Annotated in this window: 17 protein-coding genes; 9 read left to right on the forward strand and 8 right to left on the reverse strand. The window is 69.7% G+C overall.

The window, feature by feature from the left end:
* From DFR72_RS41340 to DFR72_RS41350, 3 genes are read left to right on the forward strand one after another with little or no spacing between them, the layout of a single operon-like run.
* Window positions 1–1047: a family 2 encapsulin nanocompartment cargo protein polyprenyl transferase gene (locus tag DFR72_RS41340; RefSeq protein ID WP_090065057.1), complete on the forward strand. Its 1047-nt coding sequence runs from the start codon at window positions 1–3 to the stop codon at window positions 1045–1047.
* A gap of 22 nt (window positions 1048–1069) precedes the next feature.
* On the forward strand, window positions 1070–2011 hold the full coding sequence (ispH, locus tag DFR72_RS41345) for a 4-hydroxy-3-methylbut-2-enyl diphosphate reductase (RefSeq protein ID WP_090065058.1): 942 nt from the start codon (window positions 1070–1072) through the stop codon (window positions 2009–2011).
* A complete protein-coding gene (locus DFR72_RS41350) occupies window positions 2001–3707 on the forward strand; it encodes a 1-deoxy-D-xylulose-5-phosphate synthase (RefSeq protein WP_090065059.1) in 1707 nt (568 codons plus the stop codon). Before ispH ends, DFR72_RS41350 begins: the two co-directional genes overlap by 11 nt.
* On the opposite strand, the gene DFR72_RS41355 is transcribed toward DFR72_RS41350, so the two are convergent.
* Together DFR72_RS41355 and DFR72_RS41360 are read right to left on the reverse strand one after the other, a co-directional pair.
* On the reverse strand, window positions 3670–4767 hold the full coding sequence (locus DFR72_RS41355; protein ID WP_090065060.1) for an acyltransferase family protein: 1098 nt from the start codon (window positions 4765–4767) through the stop codon (window positions 3670–3672). The two genes, DFR72_RS41350 and DFR72_RS41355, sit on opposite strands and share 38 nt — an antisense overlap.
* Before the next feature lie 75 nt (window positions 4768–4842).
* The gene (locus DFR72_RS41360; RefSeq protein WP_090065061.1) at window positions 4843–5964 is read right to left on the reverse strand and encodes a citrate synthase; all 1122 of its coding nucleotides are present in this window, start codon (window positions 5962–5964) and stop codon (window positions 4843–4845) included.
* A 42-nt stretch (window positions 5965–6006) separates the two neighbouring features.
* On the opposite strand from DFR72_RS41360, the gene DFR72_RS41365 reads away from it, so the two are divergent.
* Window positions 6007–7116 (forward strand): citrate/2-methylcitrate synthase, encoded by a 1110-nt coding sequence (locus DFR72_RS41365; RefSeq protein WP_090065062.1) that lies wholly within the window; start codon window positions 6007–6009, stop codon window positions 7114–7116.
* Here DFR72_RS41365 and DFR72_RS46070 read toward each other — a convergent pair.
* Window positions 7109–7258, reverse strand: coding sequence for a hypothetical protein (locus DFR72_RS46070; protein ID WP_170176639.1), 150 nt, complete (start codon window positions 7256–7258; stop codon window positions 7109–7111). The two genes, DFR72_RS41365 and DFR72_RS46070, sit on opposite strands and share 8 nt — an antisense overlap.
* Window positions 7259–7329: 71 nt before the next feature.
* On the opposite strand from DFR72_RS46070, the gene DFR72_RS41370 reads away from it, so the two are divergent.
* Window positions 7330–8274, forward strand: coding sequence for a helix-turn-helix domain-containing protein (locus tag DFR72_RS41370; protein WP_090065063.1), 945 nt, complete (start codon window positions 7330–7332; stop codon window positions 8272–8274).
* Here DFR72_RS41370 and DFR72_RS41375 read toward each other — a convergent pair.
* Window positions 8179–8712: a MarR family winged helix-turn-helix transcriptional regulator gene (locus DFR72_RS41375; RefSeq protein WP_090065260.1), complete on the reverse strand. Its 534-nt coding sequence runs from the start codon at window positions 8710–8712 to the stop codon at window positions 8179–8181. The genes DFR72_RS41370 and DFR72_RS41375 overlap by 96 nt on opposite strands.
* A 94-nt stretch (window positions 8713–8806) precedes the next feature.
* On the opposite strand from DFR72_RS41375, the gene DFR72_RS41380 reads away from it, so the two are divergent.
* Window positions 8807–9364 (forward strand): YceI family protein, encoded by a 558-nt coding sequence (locus DFR72_RS41380; RefSeq protein WP_090065064.1) that lies wholly within the window; start codon window positions 8807–8809, stop codon window positions 9362–9364.
* On the opposite strand, the gene DFR72_RS41385 is transcribed toward DFR72_RS41380, so the two are convergent.
* The gene (locus tag DFR72_RS41385; RefSeq protein WP_090065261.1) at window positions 9351–9875 is read right to left on the reverse strand and encodes a universal stress protein; all 525 of its coding nucleotides are present in this window, start codon (window positions 9873–9875) and stop codon (window positions 9351–9353) included. The genes DFR72_RS41380 and DFR72_RS41385 overlap by 14 nt on opposite strands.
* A 332-nt stretch (window positions 9876–10207) precedes the next feature.
* On the opposite strand from DFR72_RS41385, the gene DFR72_RS41390 reads away from it, so the two are divergent.
* Window positions 10208–10858, forward strand: a complete 651-nt coding sequence (locus DFR72_RS41390) for a response regulator (protein WP_090065065.1) — start codon at window positions 10208–10210, stop codon at window positions 10856–10858.
* On the opposite strand, the gene DFR72_RS41395 is transcribed toward DFR72_RS41390, so the two are convergent.
* Window positions 10855–12420: a sensor histidine kinase gene (locus tag DFR72_RS41395; protein ID WP_090065262.1), complete on the reverse strand. Its 1566-nt coding sequence runs from the start codon at window positions 12418–12420 to the stop codon at window positions 10855–10857. The genes DFR72_RS41390 and DFR72_RS41395 overlap by 4 nt on opposite strands.
* A 157-nt stretch (window positions 12421–12577) precedes the next feature.
* Here DFR72_RS41395 and DFR72_RS41400 point away from each other — a divergent pair, with 157 nt between their 5' ends.
* A complete protein-coding gene (locus DFR72_RS41400; protein WP_143086692.1) occupies window positions 12578–13228 on the forward strand; it encodes a hypothetical protein in 651 nt (216 codons plus the stop codon).
* Here DFR72_RS41400 and DFR72_RS41405 read toward each other — a convergent pair.
* Together DFR72_RS41405 and DFR72_RS41410 are read right to left on the reverse strand one after the other, a co-directional pair.
* Window positions 13225–14382, reverse strand: a complete 1158-nt coding sequence (locus DFR72_RS41405; protein WP_090065067.1) for a hypothetical protein — start codon at window positions 14380–14382, stop codon at window positions 13225–13227. The genes DFR72_RS41400 and DFR72_RS41405 overlap by 4 nt on opposite strands.
* 83 nt (window positions 14383–14465) lie before the next feature.
* Window positions 14466–14993 carry a CGNR zinc finger domain-containing protein gene (locus tag DFR72_RS41410; RefSeq protein WP_090065263.1) on the reverse strand — a complete coding sequence of 176 codons (528 nt, stop codon included), beginning with the start codon at window positions 14991–14993 and terminating at the stop codon, window positions 14466–14468.
* Between the two features lie 117 nt (window positions 14994–15110).
* Here DFR72_RS41410 and DFR72_RS41415 point away from each other — a divergent pair, with 117 nt between their 5' ends.
* Window positions 15111–15545, forward strand: coding sequence for a nuclear transport factor 2 family protein (locus DFR72_RS41415; RefSeq protein WP_090065068.1), 435 nt, complete (start codon window positions 15111–15113; stop codon window positions 15543–15545).
* Window positions 15546–15547: the final 2 nt, after the last annotated feature.

Consider the following 15547-nt stretch of genomic DNA (forward strand, 5'->3'; position numbering starts at 1 on the left):
ATGACAGCCGAGATGACCGAACCTCTCGCCGCCGGGCGACCGTCCGGCGAGGTGCTCGCGTGGAGCCGGAGCTTCGTGCTCCCGGCTCTGCGCAAGGCAGTCGACCAGCTGCCGCCGTCGATGCGCACGATCGCGGAGTACCACCACGGGTGGCGCGACGAGTACGGCAACCCGGTGCTGGAGAACGGCGGCAAGGCGATCCGTCCCGCGCTGGTGCTGCTGGCGGCCGAGGCCGTCGGAGGCACCGCCGCCGACGCGGTGCCGGCGGCGGTCGCGGTGGAGCTGATCCACAACTTCTCGCTGCTGCACGACGACGTGATGGACCGCGACACGACCCGGCGCCACCGGGCGACGGCGTGGACCGTGTTCGGCGTCAACGCGGCGATCCTGGCCGGAGACGCGTTGCAGGCGCTGGCCGTGGACGTCCTCGCCGCATCGGGACATCCGCGGGCGATCGAGGCGATCCGGACGCTGGGTGACGCCACCGTGGCGTTGCTCGAAGGGCAGGCCTACGACCTGGACTTCGAGACGCGGTCCGACGTCGAGGTGTTCGAGGTCGAACGGATGGCACGCGGCAAGACGGGTGCGCTCCTGGGCGCCTCCACTGCCTTGGGCGCGCTGTACGGCGGCGGGTCCGACGAGCAGGTCGAGGCGATGCGCGGGTACGGAACGGAGCTGGGTCTGGCGTTCCAGCACGTGGACGACCTGCTCGGCATCTGGGGCGACCCGGCGGTGACGGGCAAGGCCGGGCACTCGGACCTGGTCAACCGCAAGAAGTCGTTGCCCGTCGTGCGTGCCCTGACCGCCGGGGTTCCCGCCTCCGCCGAGCTGGCGTCGTTGTACTCCGGCTCTCACGAGATGAACGCGGAAACGCTTGCGCGGGCCGCACACCTGGTCGACGAGGCCGGTGGACGTGCCTGGAGCCAGACGCAGGCCGACGAGTTGCACACGCAGGCGCTGGTCCACCTCGGCGAGGCCTCCCCGGCCGCGCGTGCGGCGGTGGAACTCGGCACGCTCGCCCAGCTCGTCACCCACCGAGATCACTGATTCCGCTTTGGGAAGGCGCTCGATGACGGAACATCCGCCGCGTTCGGTGCTGCTCGCCTCACCCCGGTCGTTCTGCGCCGGGGTGGAGCGTGCCATCGAGATCGTGGAACGACTGCTCGACCAACGCGGCGGCCCCATCTACGTGCGCAAGCAGATCGTGCACAACGTCCACGTCGTGCGCGCGCTGGAAGCTCGTGGCGCCGTGTTCGTGGAGGAGCTGTCCGAGGTGCCTTTCGGTGCCACGGCGGTCTTCTCCGCGCACGGTGTCTCCCCCGCCGTGCGGGCCGAGGCCCGGGCACGGTCGTTGGACGTGCTCGACGCGACATGTCCTCTGGTGACGAAGGTGCACGCCGAGGCACGGCGCTTCGCCGAACGCGGCGACACCATCGTGCTGATCGGGCACGCCGGGCACGAGGAGGTCGAGGGCACGCTCGGCGAGGCGCCCGGCCAGATGGTGCTGGTGGAGACGGTGGCGGACGTCGAGTCGCTGGAGATCACCGGCCCGGTGTCCTACCTGACGCAGACGACGCTGGCCGTCGACGAGACGGCCGAGGTGGTCGCGGCGCTGGAGCGGAAGTTCCCGCAGGTGCGCGGTCCCGGTTCCGACGACATCTGTTACGCCACCACGAATCGTCAGGTCGCCATCCGCGAGGTCGCGGCGCGGTCGGACCTGGTGCTGGTGGTGGGGTCGAAGAACTCGTCCAACTCGGTGCGGATGGTGGAGCTCGCGGCCCGCGGCGGCACGCCCGCCCACCTGATCGACGACGCCTCGGAGATCGACCCGGCGTGGCTCGACGGAGTGACGTCGGTGGGCCTGTCCGCGGGCGCGTCGGCACCTCCCGAACTGGTGGACGAGGTGGTGGCGGCGTTGGAGGCGCTGGGCACCGTGTCGGTGTCCACGCACACGACCGCGACGGAAACGATCGCCTTCACCCTCCCGCCGGCGGTGCGCAGTGCTGGCTGACATCGCCTCGCCCGCGGACGTCCGGGCGCTCTCGTCCTCCGAACTCTCCTCTCTGGCCGGGGAGATCCGGTCGTTCCTGATCTCCAAGGTGCACCGGACCGGCGGCCACCTCGGCCCGAACCTGGGTGCCGTCGAGCTGACGATCGGCGTGCACCGGGTCTTCAACTCCCCGGTCGACGTGGTGCTGTTCGACACCGGGCACCAGTCGTACGTGCACAAGATGCTGACCGGCCGTTGCTCGGAATTCGACTCGTTGCGGCAGGCCGGCGGCATGTCCGGCTACCCGTCCGCGGCCGAGTCGGCGCACGACGTCATCGAGAACTCGCACGCCTCCACGGCACTGTCCTATGCGGACGGTCTGGCCAAGGCGTTCGAACTCGGCGGCGCGGATCGCCGGGTCGTCGCCATCGTCGGTGACGGTGCGCTGACCGGCGGGATGTGCTGGGAGGCGCTGAACAACATCGGCGGCTCGTCGCGCCCGGTCGTGGTGCTGCTCAACGACAACGGCCGCTCCTACGACCCGACGGCGGGTGGCTTCGCCGCGTCGTTGCTGAACGGCTCGGCCCGCGGGCTGTTCGAGGCGCTGGGTCTCGCGTACATCGGCGAGGTCGACGGGCACGACGTGCACGCCGTCGAGAACGCCCTGTGGGAGGCCAAGTCACTCGGCCGCCCGGTGGTCGTGCACTGCAAGACCGTGAAGGGCAAGGGGTACACCGCCGCCGAGACCGACGAGGCGGACCGCATGCACGCGGTCGGCGCGTCCGGTGCCGCGGGAGGGCGGACGTGGACCGACGCGTTCTCCGACGAGATCGTGTCCATCGGAGCGGAACGCCCGGACGTCGTCTGCCTCACCGCCGCCATGCTGGAACCGGTGGGGCTGCGGCCCTTCTCCGAGCGCTTCCCGGCGCGCGTGTTCGACGTCGGCATCGCCGAGCAGCACGCCGTGACGTCCGCCGCCGGCATGGCGATGGGCGGCCTGCACCCGGTCGTCGCCGTCTACGCGACGTTCCTGTCCCGTGCCTTCGACCAGTTGCTGATGGACGTGGCCCTGCACCGGCTGCCGGTCACGTTCGTGCTGGACCGGGCCGGCGTGACCGGGCCGGACGGCGCGTCGCACCACGGCATGTGGGACGCCTCCGTGCTGCCCGTGGTGCCGGGTCTGAGGCTCGCCGCCCCCCGCGATCCGGCCTCCCTGGCCGCTCTGCTGCGCGAGGCCGTCGAGGTCTCGGACGGCCCCACCGTGGTCCGGTACCCGAAGGCATCCATCGGACCGGACGTGCCCGCGGTGCGCCGCGTGAGCCATTTCGACGTGCTGCGCGAGGACCCGGACGCCGAGGTGCTCCTGATCTCGGTGGGCCCGCTGGCCGGCCCCTGCCTGGCGGCGGCGGCGGAACTCGCCTCGCACGACGTCCGCGTCAACGTCGTGGACCCGCGCTGGACGGCTCCCCTGGACCCGCACCTCGTCAAGTACAGCGGCCAGCACCGCCTGGTGCTCGCCGTGGAGGACACGACGTCCACCGGAGCCCTGGGCGCACGTCTGGGTCAGGCCCTGGCCGGTTCCCCGACCTGCGTGGCGACTTTCGCGCTGCCGCCGCGTTTCCTGCCGCACGACTCACGCGCCCGCATCCTGCGCGCACACGGCCTGGACGCGGCCGGCATCACGACGAGCGTGCTGAAGCGCCTCGGCGTGAAGTGACGTACCAGCCGATCCCGAACGACAACGCGATCGCCCCCGCGCCCACCAGCGGGGCCTTCACCTCCGCGGGGAGGTCCAGCGGGCGCAGGCCGGTCGCGAGTGCGAGCAGGATCGGCCCCTGCACGACGAACGCGATGTAGGCGGACCGCGCCAGCCCCTCCGCGAAGGGTCCCCGGCGCGTCAGCCTCCGCTGCGCCAGCCCGATGAGCCACAGACTTCCCGCCACCACGAGGATTCCCTCGATCAGTGCGAGGGCGGCGGCCTGCCACCTCCAGCCGCCGAGGAACGGTTCCGCGTTCTCCGCCAGGTCCAGCACGCCCATGAGCGCCGCCGCCACGGGCAGCACGGCGATCGTGCCGATGACGACGTTGCGGGTCATGCGGTAGATCTCGTCCGGCACCCGTTCCGCGAGCTTGCGCCCGCCGATCGCCCCGAGCAGCAACATCCCGAGGCACTGCGGCCACCACCACAGGTGCAGGTCCCCGACCTGCCCGCTGCGCGCCGGGAACACCAGCCGTGTCAGGAAGGTCGTCCCCGCCACGATCATCGTCATGCCTGCCACGGTCTGCGGCGTGATGGCGCGTTCCCTGATCGGCGGCGCCAGGGCGATCGCGATGCTGAAGATCAGCAGCACCCCGACGAACCACAGCGACCCGCTGTCCAGGAACGGCCGCCGGTCCGTGAACGCCTGCCACCACGAGACGTCCCGACCGGCCCCGTTGTAGGCGATCCACACGAACGTCGGCCAGACGACGACGGCACTGACCACCCACGGCGTACCGAGGCGGACGAGCCGATCGGCGATGAACCGCCGCCGGCCTTTGCGCTCGACGGAGCCGGGCGTGAAGATCCCGGCCATGAAGTAGAAGGTGCCCATGAAGAACAGGCCGGACGGCCCGACCAACGCCGCCAGCACCGTCTCGGTGCCGGGGTGGAACGTGACCTCGTTGACCTCGTCGTACGGCCAGCCGCCGATCGCGGCGTAGCCCAGCAGCGCGTGGCCGCCGATGACCCACGCCACCAGGACGACCTTCAGGTTGTCCACTGCGGACAATCTCATGGTTCCGATGGTCCGCTTCCGGATGCGATCACGCCAGCAGCCAAGCGGGGGCGACGGCACGGCCCGCTGGACCGGTTACGGCCTGTCGCCCGTGTACACACCCATCGTCCGGAACCGCAGACCCGGCTCCTTGTACTCCTCCATCGCGTGCGCGATCCACCCCGCGATCCGCGCGATCGAGAAGATGGCCTCCCCCGCGGTCGGCGGCATCGAGAACGTCAGTCCGAACTGCGCCAGCGCCAGGTCCATGTTCGGGAACGTCTTGGGCTGGGTGGCGATCACCTTGTCCACCACCAGGTCGCCGCTGCCGCGCAGCAGCGCCAGGAAGTGGTCGGCGCGCGGGTCGCGGGACTGGTAGATGCGGTGGCCGAAGCCGGGGATCGGCTGGCCGGCCCGCAGGTGTTCGGCGACGATGCCCATCGGGTCGGACGCGGCCTGGGTGAGGAAGCGGTGCGCGATCGTCGCGGCGGCGCCGTGGCGCTGGCCCTCCATCGCGCCCAGGCCCGCGGAGACGACGGCGTACGGGTGGGCGTGCGCCGACGCGGCCACTCGGGCGGCCATGGTCGAGATGGCCAGGTCGTGGTCCGCCAGGAGGATCAGGGCGGCGTTGAGCAGGTCCGTCCGCGGGGGTTCCGGGGAGAGGCGGGCCCAGAGGCGGTCGGCGATGTCGGTGCCCGCGGGCCTGCCCAGCAGCGGCAGGGACTCGACGACGTCGGCGATCAGCGACATGGCGGTGGTGATCGCCCGGTCGAGGTCGAACCTCAGCGGGTCGCCCGCGCTCGCGAGGACCACGGCCACCCGGATCCGGTCGGTCAGGGTGGCGCTCTCCGGAAGGGCCATCCAGATCTCCTGGCCCTCGGGGAACTGCACGCCCTCCGAGTCGATCCCCGTCCACAGCCAGTGCGCGACGTCCTCGAAGCGCTTGGTGCTCGCGAGGCCGGGAACGGAGCGGCCCCGGTAGTGGAGGCGGTCCTTCTCCAGCAGGGAGATGCGGGTGCGGATGCGATCCGTCACAGCGGCCACTGCGCCACGGGCACCAGTGCGTTGCGCCAGGGCCTCGACCTCGGCGACGTCGAACAGGCTCTGGCGGTTGACCTTCTTGCTGGTCAGGAGTTTGCGGCTGACGTACGAGTAGACCGTCGCCGGCTTCACCCCGAGTCGGCGCGCGGCTTGAGTCGTCGTCAACATTGATTCCATCAACGTTGACTGTACAAGACATGTTGACGGAGCCTTTCATCCATGTTGATTGATGCACCCAAAGGGCTTAAAGACGTCGTCGTCACCACGACCCTGATCGGGGACGTGAACGGTGCCGCGGGCTACTACCACTACCGCGAGCACGACGCGATCGAACTGGCCACGACGCGCTCGTTCGAGGACGTGTGGTTCCTGTTCACCGAGGGCCGGCTGCCGAGCCAGGACGAGGCCGCGCTCTTCGCGGCGGAGACCGCCGCGCTGCGTCCGCTCCCGGAGGTGGTCAGCGAGGTGCTGCCCGCGATCGCGCGGTCGGGCTGCACGGCACTGGCGGGACTGCGGACCGCGCTCTCGATGCTGCCGTCGCAGCCGATGTGGGACGCGCCGATGAGCACGCGCAAGGCGGACGCGCTCAGGGTCAGCGCGATGACGCCGACGATCCTGGCGGCACTGCACCGGCTCAAGCTCGGACTTGATCCCGTCGACCCCAGGGTTGATCTGTCCATGTCGGCGAACTGGCTGTACATGTTGACTGGACAGGAGCCGTCAACATGGGCCGGTCGTGCTGTCGAGCAGTACCTGATCGCCACGATCGACCACGGCTTCAACGCGTCGACGTTCACCGCGCGCGTGGTCGCGAGCGCCGGAGCGGACGTCGTGTCCGCGGTGACGGCGGCGATCGGGACGTTCTCCGGGCCGCTGCACGGCGGTGCGCCGGACCGGGCGCTGGAGGCGCTCGACCTCATCGGGACACCGGACAACATCGACGCCTGGGTGCGGGAACGCATCGAGCGCGGTGAACGGATCATGGGTTTCGGCCATGCCGTCTACAAGACCGAGGACCCGCGGGCGCGCCTGCTCAAGGGCATCGCCCAGGAGCAGCCGACCCGCCTCACCGAGTTCGCGGTCACCGTCGAGCGCAGGGTCACGGAGCTGCTGGCCGAGCTCAAGCCCGGCCGGCAGCTGTACGCGAACGTGGAGTTCTACGCCGGCGTGCTGATGGAGCAGTGCGGCATCCCGCGCGAGATGTTCACGCCGACGTTCGCGTGCAGCCGGGTGGTCGGATGGTGTGCCAACGCGCTCGAGCAGTCCGAGGACACGAAGATCATCCGCCCGGTCGCCCGCTACACGGGACCCGCACCGCTCATCAGGTGAGGTACCGGAGGTCGTCGCGCACCCGGACGCGGTCGCGGTCGGGGACGTCGGAGGAACCGGCCAGACCGGCGGTGCGGTCGCGGTGCCGGTCGAGCCAGACGGAGAGGGCGGCTACTGCGAGGACGATCGCTGCAAGAGTCATGTCAGTAAGTTTGCGACCGTCCATATCCCGCCAACAGTGGCAGATCTGACGATGCGCGCTAATATCCTGCCATGCTGCGATCGGTGGCGGTCCCCCTCATCGACGGCGTCGCGCCGTTCGAGTTCGGGCTGCTCTGCGAGGTGTTCGGCATCGACCGGACCGAAGAGGGTGTACCGCTGGTCGACTTCCGGGTGTGCGGGGAGATCCCGAACGAGCCGGTGCCGACGAGCATCCGCGGCGTGAGCATCACGCCGGAGCACGGGTTCGACGCGCTGCAGAGCGTCGACCTCGTCGCACTGCCCGCCGCGCGGGTTCGCGACGAGTACCCGGAGAAGCTGGTCAAGGCGCTCCGCGAGACCGACGCGACGCTGCTCAGCGTGTGCAGCGGGGCGTTCATCCTCGGGGCGGCCGGCCTGCTCGACGACCGGCACTGCACCACGCACTGGCGTGAGGCGGGGCAGTTCCAGGAGCGGTTCCCGAAGGCGCGGCTCGACGCCAGCGTGCTGTTCGTGGACGACGGGAACATCATCACGAGCGCCGGCACGGCGGCGGGCATCGACGCCTGCCTGCACCTGGTCCGGCGGGAGCTCGGCACCAAGATCGCCAACACGATCGCGCGCCGGATGGTCGTGGCGCCGCAGCGCGACGGCGGTCAGCGGCAGTTCGTGGAGCTGCCGATCCCGGAGTGCAGCTCGGACAGCCTCGAACCGGTGCTGGAGCAGGTGCTCGACACGATCGCGGACAACCACACGGTGTCGACGATGGCGAAGCTCGCCGTCATGTCCGAGCGGACTTTCGCGCGCAGGTTCGCCGCGGAGACCGGCACCACTCCCAACAAGTGGCTGTCACTCCAACGGGTACTTCACGCGCGCAGGCTGCTCGAGGAGACCGACCTGGACGTCGACACGGTCGCGACCAGGTCAGGCTTCGGGACAGCCGCTCTCCTGCGGCACCACTTCCATCGGGTCGTCGGCATCGCACCGAGCGACTACCGCCGCACATTCTCCTGTCGTTAGGCGCGTGAAGATCTTCTCGGAGATCGACCCCAGCGCCTCGACCTCGGCCTCGGTGAGCAGGTCGAACACCAGCTTGTGCACCGTCTCGGCGTGCGCCGGCGCGGCCTCCTCGATCGCGGAGCGGCCCTGGTCCGTCAGCACGACGAACGACCCGCGCCCGTCACTGCTGCAGTTCTCCCGGCGCACCAGGCCGCGCTTCTCCATCCTTGCTACATGATGTGAGATGCGGCTCTTCTCCCAGTGCAAAGACCGTGCGAGCTCCAACACGCGCACGCGTTCATCACGCGTGTCGGTGAGCTGCACCAGCACGGCGAAGTCAGCCATCGAGATGTCCGAATCGACCGACATCTGCCTGCTCAGATGCGCATTGAGCTCCCCCTGCATGCGGACGTACGCGCGCCACGCCCGCTGCTGCTCAGGTTCCAACCATCGTGTCACCGCTTCAGCATACGGGAATAGTTGACACATCATCCAGGTTCAGGCAGGGTGAGTGACACTTCAACCAAATCGAGCAACCGAAGGACTTGACACCATGACCACCGCCACCAACCTCTCCGAACTGACCGGCGACTACGTCATCGACGCCTCGCACTCCCGCATCGGCTTCGTCGCGCGCCACGCGATGGTCACCAAGGTTCGCGGTGCGTTCAACGAGTTCGACGGCAAGATCTCCATCGACGGTGACAAGCCGGAGAACACCACCGCCGAGGTGACCCTCAAGGTCGCGAGCATCGACACCCGCAACGCTCAGCGCGACGGCCACCTGACGACGAACGACTTCCTCGCCGTCGAGGAGTACCCGGAGATCAAGTTCGTCTCGACCTCCGCGAACAAGGTCGACGACGACAACTTCGAGATCACCGGTGACCTCACCATCAAGGACGTCACCAAGAGCATCACCATCCCGTTCGCCTTCGAGGGCGTGGCCGTCGACCCGTTCGGCAACACCCGCGTCGGCTTCGAGGGCTCGCACACCATCAACCGCAAGGACTACGGCGTCACCTGGAACGCCGCCCTGGAGACCGGTGGCGTGCTGGTGAGCGAGAAGGTCGTCCTCGAGTTCGAGATCTCCGCGATCAAGCAGGCCTGACGACGGCCACCGGGCACGGGGCGTGGTAGATCTGGGCCTGCGAGGTAGACCCGAGCAGCATCCCGGCGAATCCGCCACGCCCCCGCGACCCGACCACGAGCAGCCCGTCCCGTTGCCCCAGCTCCAGCAGCACCGGGATCGGCCGCTCCCCCACCACGAGTTGGTCCACCGCGACGTCCGGGTACTTCTCCAGCCACCCGGACATTCGCGTGTTCAGGGACTGCTCGTCGTCGTGGGCCATCGCCGCCACCAGCGGCATGCCGGATGCCGCCTCCTCGAACCCGAAGCCGATGGCCGGGTCCGATTCGGGCGAGAGGTCGACACCCACCACTACGGGCCCTTGCTGCTGGTTTCCACGGACCACCACCACGGGACACTCGCCGTGGATCGACAGCGCCACAGCCGTTGAGCCGACCAACGCTCCGGTGAACCCGCCCACCCCGTGCGACACCACCACCACCTCTCGTGCGCGTGCAGACTCCGCGAGCAAGACGGGCGTGAGGTGTTCCATCCGCAGGTCGCGACCCCCAGGTTGAGCCGTTTGGCGGAGCGGCTGGCACGGTTGTCGCGCCCGGTCGGCGATGACCAAGTCGGCCGGGTCCACCGCCGGGCTGGTGGGATGTCAGGTCTGTGGAGCTTGTGTAAGACCGTGGGCGGTACACCGTCCCTGTGCTCGTGACCCAGGCGGCAACGGGCTGCGAAGCAGAAAGCTCGACCCGCGAGGGAAGGATCTCCCTGCTTCAGCCGGGAGAGAGGTCAAGATCCCGAAGTAGGCCCGATCGGCGCAGGGGGCCGCGTGTCATTGGTCCCCTCATCCCAAGGACTTTGGGCTACCGTGAGGCAATGGCGACGCGCGTTTTCCTCGTCGACGACCACGAGATCGTCCGGCGCGGCATAGCGGACCTGCTCGGCGAGGAGTCCGATCTCGAGGTGGTCGGTGATGCGGCATCGGTGACGGAGGCCCTCGCCAAGGTGCCGGGCGCACACGCCGACGTGGCGGTGCTCGACATCAGGCTGCCCGACGGCAACGGCATCGAGCTGTGCCGTGAGCTGCGCAGCCGCGTCCCGGGCCTGCAGTGCCTGATGCTGACGAGCTTCGCGGACGACGAGGCGTTGTTCGACGCGATCATGGCGGGCGCCTCCGGCTTCGTGCTGAAGCAGATCCTCGGCGCGGACCTGGTCAACGCCGTCCGCACCGTCGCAGCAGGACAGTCCCTTCTGGACGCGCGCACGACTTCCGCGCTGCTCAGCAGGATCCGCCGCGAGCGCGAGGAGGGCGACCCGCTGCGCATGCTCAGCGAGCAGGAGCGCACGGTGCTCGACCTGATCGGCGAGGGCCTGACCAACAGGCAGATCGCCGAGCGCATGTTCCTCGCCGAGAAGACCGTCAAGAACTACGTCTCGCACCTGCTGGCGAAGCTCGGCATGCAGCGCCGCACGCAGGCCGCCGTGTTCGCGTCGCAGTTCCGCAAGGACGGCGACAAGCTCCGTTAGCTCAGCGGCACGCGCCACACCAGGCAGGCGCCGCCGCCGTCCGGCGCCGTCACCTCCAGCGACCCGCCGAACTTCACCGCGCGGTGTGCGAGGTTGCGCAGGCCGCTGCGCGAGGCGTCCGCCGAGATGCCGACGCCGTTGTCCTGCACGGTGATCACGACGTCCTCGCCGGCGTCGATCAGCACCGTCAACTCGGTCGCGGAGGCGTGCCGCACGCAGTTCGTGACGGCCTCGCGCACGACGGCCTCGACGTGCTCGGCGAGTTCGGGCGGCACCGAGTTGTCCACGGTGCCGGACATGCGGATGGACGGCTTGAGGTGCGTCGACTCGGTCAGGCCCGCGACGAGGTCGAGCAGGCGGCGGCGCAGTGAGGTGTTGTCGTTCGAGTGCAGGTCGAAGATGGACGTGCGGATCTCGCGGACCGTCTCGTCTAGCTGCTCGACGGCGGTCCGCAGGCGGGCGGCCACCTCGGGTTCGGTGATGCGGCGCAGGGTGGCCTGCAGGGTGAGGCCGGTGACGAACAGGCGCTGGATGACGTGGTCGTGCAGGTCGCGGGCGATGCGGTCGCGGTCCTCCAGCACGTCGAGCAGGCGCTGGGAGCGTTGCTGCTCGGCGAACTCCAGGGCGACGGCCGCCTGGTCGGCGAACGAGGCGAGCATCGGGACCTGGTCGGGCAGGAAACGGGTCTCGCCGGTGCGGCGCAGCACGACCAGGGCGCCCGTCACTCCCATCTCCGACCGCAGCGGGACGGCCAGGACCGGGCCGAAGACCGGACCCAGGTCGTCCGCCAGGAGCGGGACACCGGAGTGGATCACCTCGTCGACGGCGTGGTCCGCGGCGTCGAAGTCGTCGATCTTCATGCCCGCGCTCGCGGCGACGGAGAGCGGGGTGTGCCGGCCGTCGCCGAGGACGACCAGGGCCGAGTCGGCGCCGGCGAGCTCGACGGTGCGCTGGGTGATGAGGCGCAGCGCGTACTCGCCGGAGGCACCGCCCAGCAGTTCGGAGTTGACCTCGCCGATCGCCTCCAGCCACCGCTCGCGCATGCGGGAGCGTTCGAACAGGCGGGCGTTCTCGATCGCGATGCCCGCGGCGGCGGCCAGGGCCAGCAGAACGGCCTCGTCGTCGGCGGTGAACTCGGCCGCGTCGATCTTCTCGGTCATGTAGAGGTTGCCGAACACCTCGTCGCGCACGCGCACGGGCACGCCCAGGAAGCTGTGCATCGGCGGGTGGTTGGGCGGGAAGCCGACCGACATCTCGTGCTGGGCGAGGTCGCGCAGGCGCAGCGGCGTCGGGTCCTTGATGAGCAGCCCGAGCAGGCCCTTGCCCTCGGGCAGGTGGCCCATGGACCCTCGGGTCACCTCGTCCACGCCGACGTGGAGGAACTGCGAGAGGTCGTCGCGGGTGCCGAGCACGCCCAGCGCGCCGTAGCGGGCACCGACCAGGTCCACGGCCGCCTGGACGATGCGCAGCAGGGTCGGCTCGAGTTCCAGACCGGAAGCGACGGCGAGCACCGCGCCCAGCAGTTCCTGCATGTGGTCGCGGGTGGTCACGATCTCGTCCATGCGGTCGCGGACCTCGTCGAGCAGCTCGTCGAGGTCGCGGCGACCAGGCACGTCAGGCACGCCGCCTACATTCGCACATTTTCGACCAACTCACGGCCCTAGGAAGTGGGGACCTTCGACCGTGGTTCGGCCGTCGCTCCGACCGGACAGTATGACCATGACCGTCACCGTCCCCGGCTCACTCGGACTCGCGAGTGAGGAAGTGCGCGGCGTCCTCTCCCATGCCAGAGCCTCCGCTCCCGGCGTGCGGTTCGAGGTGCGTCCCGAGCAGATCGAACTGCACACCACCGGGCCGCACAGCCGCGAGACGCGACTGGCCTGCGGGGCGGCTCTGCTCAACGCCCGGCTGGCACTGCAGGGACACGGCATCCGTCCACTGGTGACGCTGCTGCCCGGCCAGAGCGCGCACGACGCGGCGGCGGCCATCAGGCTCGGCGGCCACCAGGAACCGGGCTCGGACGTGCTGGCGTTGCTCCGGTCGCTGCACGCGAACCGTCGCACGTGGACGACGTTCCCCGAACCCGCCGCCTGGCGCGGGTTGCTGTCGCGGGCGGCCGAAGTGGAGCGTGCCTGGCTGCACGTGCGCAGCGCCACCGAGCTGGTGCTGTGCACGTTCACCCAGGGTGCCGCGGCCGAGATCCGTGCGGGACAGGCGATGCAGCGCGTCGTGCTGACCGCGGGAACGGCCGGGTTCGCCGTCTCCCCCGCGCACGACGCGGTGATCCTGTCCGCGTTGCGCGCGGAGCTGCGTTCCTGCCTCGGCGACACGCTGGTACCCCAGATCGTGTTGCGCCTGGGCACGCTTTAGCGGGCCATCACCGCCTTCCACAGCAGCCGCGCCAGCTCCGGGTGGCAGATGTCGTTGTGAGCGCCCGCGATCCCGTCGATCCGGCGGATCACGGCCGTGCAGTCGACGTTGTGCACCTGCCCGCGCTGGAGCTCGCCCGGTGCGCCGATCTTGTGGCCGTGCGCGTAGGTGCCCTGCACGCCGTGCGAGCCGAGCCCGCCGTACTTCGGGTACTCGTCGAGGTCGACCTGCCGGCCCGACCGCGCGGCCAGCGGGTAGAAGCGGCCGATGGCGTAGTCGTTCGACGACGTGGTGACGATGATCGGGCCGGGCACGCGGCCGAGCACGCCGCGGAAGTAGCCGGAGCCGGGTTCGCCGGGCAGCCGTTCCGCGAACGACCACAGCGACATCGCGCCCTGCACCAGGGTCAGCGTCGCGGCCGGCACCACGTTCGCCATCGCGGTGGCGGTGATGCAGCCGAAGCTGTGGCCCATCAGGTGGATGCGCGCGTTCGGGGCGGCCTGGGCGACCTCGCGGGCGATCCTGGCCGCGCCGCTCTCGCCGAACACCTTGGCGCGCCGCTTCATCTTCCAGAACGTCAGGATCCGCAACGGCGACAGGATGCCGCCCAGCGCCGGGTCCTCCAGGCACGCCCGGTAGAGCTGCTCGGCGTCGAACGCCATCCCGTCCTCGCCCGGCAGGTCGGGAACCGAGCTCTCCAGGTAGTCGTAGGCCTGTTTGACCGCCGGCGACATGCGGCACGGGTGCTGCCGCGCGGCCTGGACGATCGTGCGCACGGCGGCCGTGCGCCCGGCGCCACCGCCGAGGCGGTTCGCCTGTGCCTTGATGAACTCGTCCGACCGCACGTCCTCGTCGCCCCACGCCTTCGACGGCCAGTGCAACCCGACGAGCAGGGACTTGAAGCCGCCCGGAAGCCGGTGTGCCGCTTCACGTTCGGCACGGCAGCCGGCCATCGTCGCGACCCACCGCCCGTACTGCTCACGGGCGGCCGGCACGTCGCCGTTCCAGCCGTGGATGAAGAAGAAGACGTCCGTGACGCCTTGGCGGGCGTCGTACAGCACGTCCGCGCTGTCCCGCCCCCGCTCGTCACCTGTCTCGTCGAAGCAGACGAGGTGATAGCTGATGTCGTGACCTGGCACGGATTCTCGGGACATCGCGGATCACCACCACACACAGAACGCGCCCAACTGTTGTCCGTTTAATCGGAACCGGGACGGCCCATGTTTACCCCCGCTGATCAGGAAAACCCGTTCGGACCAGGGGATTCACCCCGATTGCGCCGGTAGTGGCGAGCCGCGCGGACCCTGTTGCCGCACGACGGCGAGCACCATTCACGGCGCGGATGGTCCTTCACGAAGTAGAGCACACAGCCCGGCGCATAACAGGCGCGCAACAGAACCCTGTTCTCACCGGTGAACAGGTCCACGGCCTCCGCGGCGATCGAGGCACGCTCACGATCCGCGAGCGATCCGTCGCTTTCGTTGTGCCGCAACAGTTCGCCGTCGCGCACGGTCAGCTGCGGCCACCGCTGCGCACTGCGCGCCGCACGGTTGACCTCGGCCACGGCCCGCTCCAGGTCACGATCCCGCGCGACCGGACGCGTGTCCTCGGTCAGCACGCCCGCGAGGTCGCGCAGTGCCTGCCGCAACGAGCGGAACGCGACGAGATCGGCCTCGTCCGCCGGAACGCCCAGGAACTCGCGGAGTCCACCGACAGTCGTCAGGTCGTCGTGGACCTGCGACCGATTGGCCCAGATGGTGTTCATCAGCAGGACCGGACGGGGCTCGTCGGGCGTCAGCACGTCTAACGGTAACACAGGCTTGCATCCGTTAGAAACTCGTTCTAACGTTTGCAGCGTCGCCCAACCGTTGGAAGGACCGTCATGAAACTCGTGCCCCCGTTCGACGCCGAGACCGCCCGCCTCAAGGTGCAGGCGGCGCAGGACGCCTGGAACACCAGGGACCCGGTGCGCGTCGCCGGCGCGTACACGCCGGACTCGGTGTGGCGCAACAGGTCCGAGTTCGTCCACGGCACCGGCGAGATCGTCGCGTTCCTGACGAAGAAGTGGGAGCGCGAGCACGAGTACGTGCTGCGCAAGTCGCTGTGGGCGTTCGGCGACGACCGCATCGCCGTGCGCTTCCAGTACGAGTGGCACGACGACGAGGGTCAGTGGTGGCGCAGCTACGGCAACGAGAACTGGGAGTTCGCCGAGTCCGGCCTGATGCGCAGGCGCGAGGCGAGCATCAACGACGTGCAGATCGCCGAATCCGAGCGCCGCATCGACCCCAGCTCGACCTACGAGATCCCGGCGGAGTGACG

This window comes from Lentzea flaviverrucosa (assembly GCF_003350445.1).
In the GTDB taxonomy this organism is placed as follows: Bacteria; Actinomycetota; Actinomycetes; order Mycobacteriales; family Pseudonocardiaceae; genus Lentzea; species Lentzea californiensis.

Coding starts and splice junctions, on each gene's coding strand:
- DFR72_RS41340 (WP_090065057.1), top strand. CDS start 1: ATGACAGCCGAGATGACCGAACCTCTCGCCGCCGGGCGACCGTCCGGC.
- ispH (WP_090065058.1), top strand. CDS start 1,070: ATGACGGAACATCCGCCGCGTTCGGTGCTGCTCGCCTCACCCCGGTCG.
- DFR72_RS41355 (WP_090065060.1), bottom strand. CDS start 4,767: ATGAGATTGTCCGCAGTGGACAACCTGAAGGTCGTCCTGGTGGCGTGG.
- DFR72_RS41360 (WP_090065061.1), bottom strand. CDS start 5,964: ATGGAATCAATGTTGACGACGACTCAAGCCGCGCGCCGACTCGGGGTG.
- DFR72_RS41365 (WP_090065062.1), top strand. CDS start 6,007: ATGTTGATTGATGCACCCAAAGGGCTTAAAGACGTCGTCGTCACCACG.
- DFR72_RS46070 (WP_170176639.1), bottom strand. CDS start 7,258: ATGACTCTTGCAGCGATCGTCCTCGCAGTAGCCGCCCTCTCCGTCTGG.
- DFR72_RS41370 (WP_090065063.1), top strand. CDS start 7,330: ATGCTGCGATCGGTGGCGGTCCCCCTCATCGACGGCGTCGCGCCGTTC.
- DFR72_RS41380 (WP_090065064.1), top strand. CDS start 8,807: ATGACCACCGCCACCAACCTCTCCGAACTGACCGGCGACTACGTCATC.
- DFR72_RS41385 (WP_090065261.1), bottom strand. CDS start 9,875: ATGGAACACCTCACGCCCGTCTTGCTCGCGGAGTCTGCACGCGCACGA.
- DFR72_RS41390 (WP_090065065.1), top strand. CDS start 10,208: ATGGCGACGCGCGTTTTCCTCGTCGACGACCACGAGATCGTCCGGCGC.
- DFR72_RS41395 (WP_090065262.1), bottom strand. CDS start 12,420: ATGGACGAGATCGTGACCACCCGCGACCACATGCAGGAACTGCTGGGC.
- DFR72_RS41400 (WP_143086692.1), top strand. CDS start 12,578: ATGACCGTCACCGTCCCCGGCTCACTCGGACTCGCGAGTGAGGAAGTG.
- DFR72_RS41405 (WP_090065067.1), bottom strand. CDS start 14,382: ATGTCCCGAGAATCCGTGCCAGGTCACGACATCAGCTATCACCTCGTC.
- DFR72_RS41410 (WP_090065263.1), bottom strand. CDS start 14,993: ATGAACACCATCTGGGCCAATCGGTCGCAGGTCCACGACGACCTGACG.
- DFR72_RS41415 (WP_090065068.1), top strand. CDS start 15,111: ATGAAACTCGTGCCCCCGTTCGACGCCGAGACCGCCCGCCTCAAGGTG.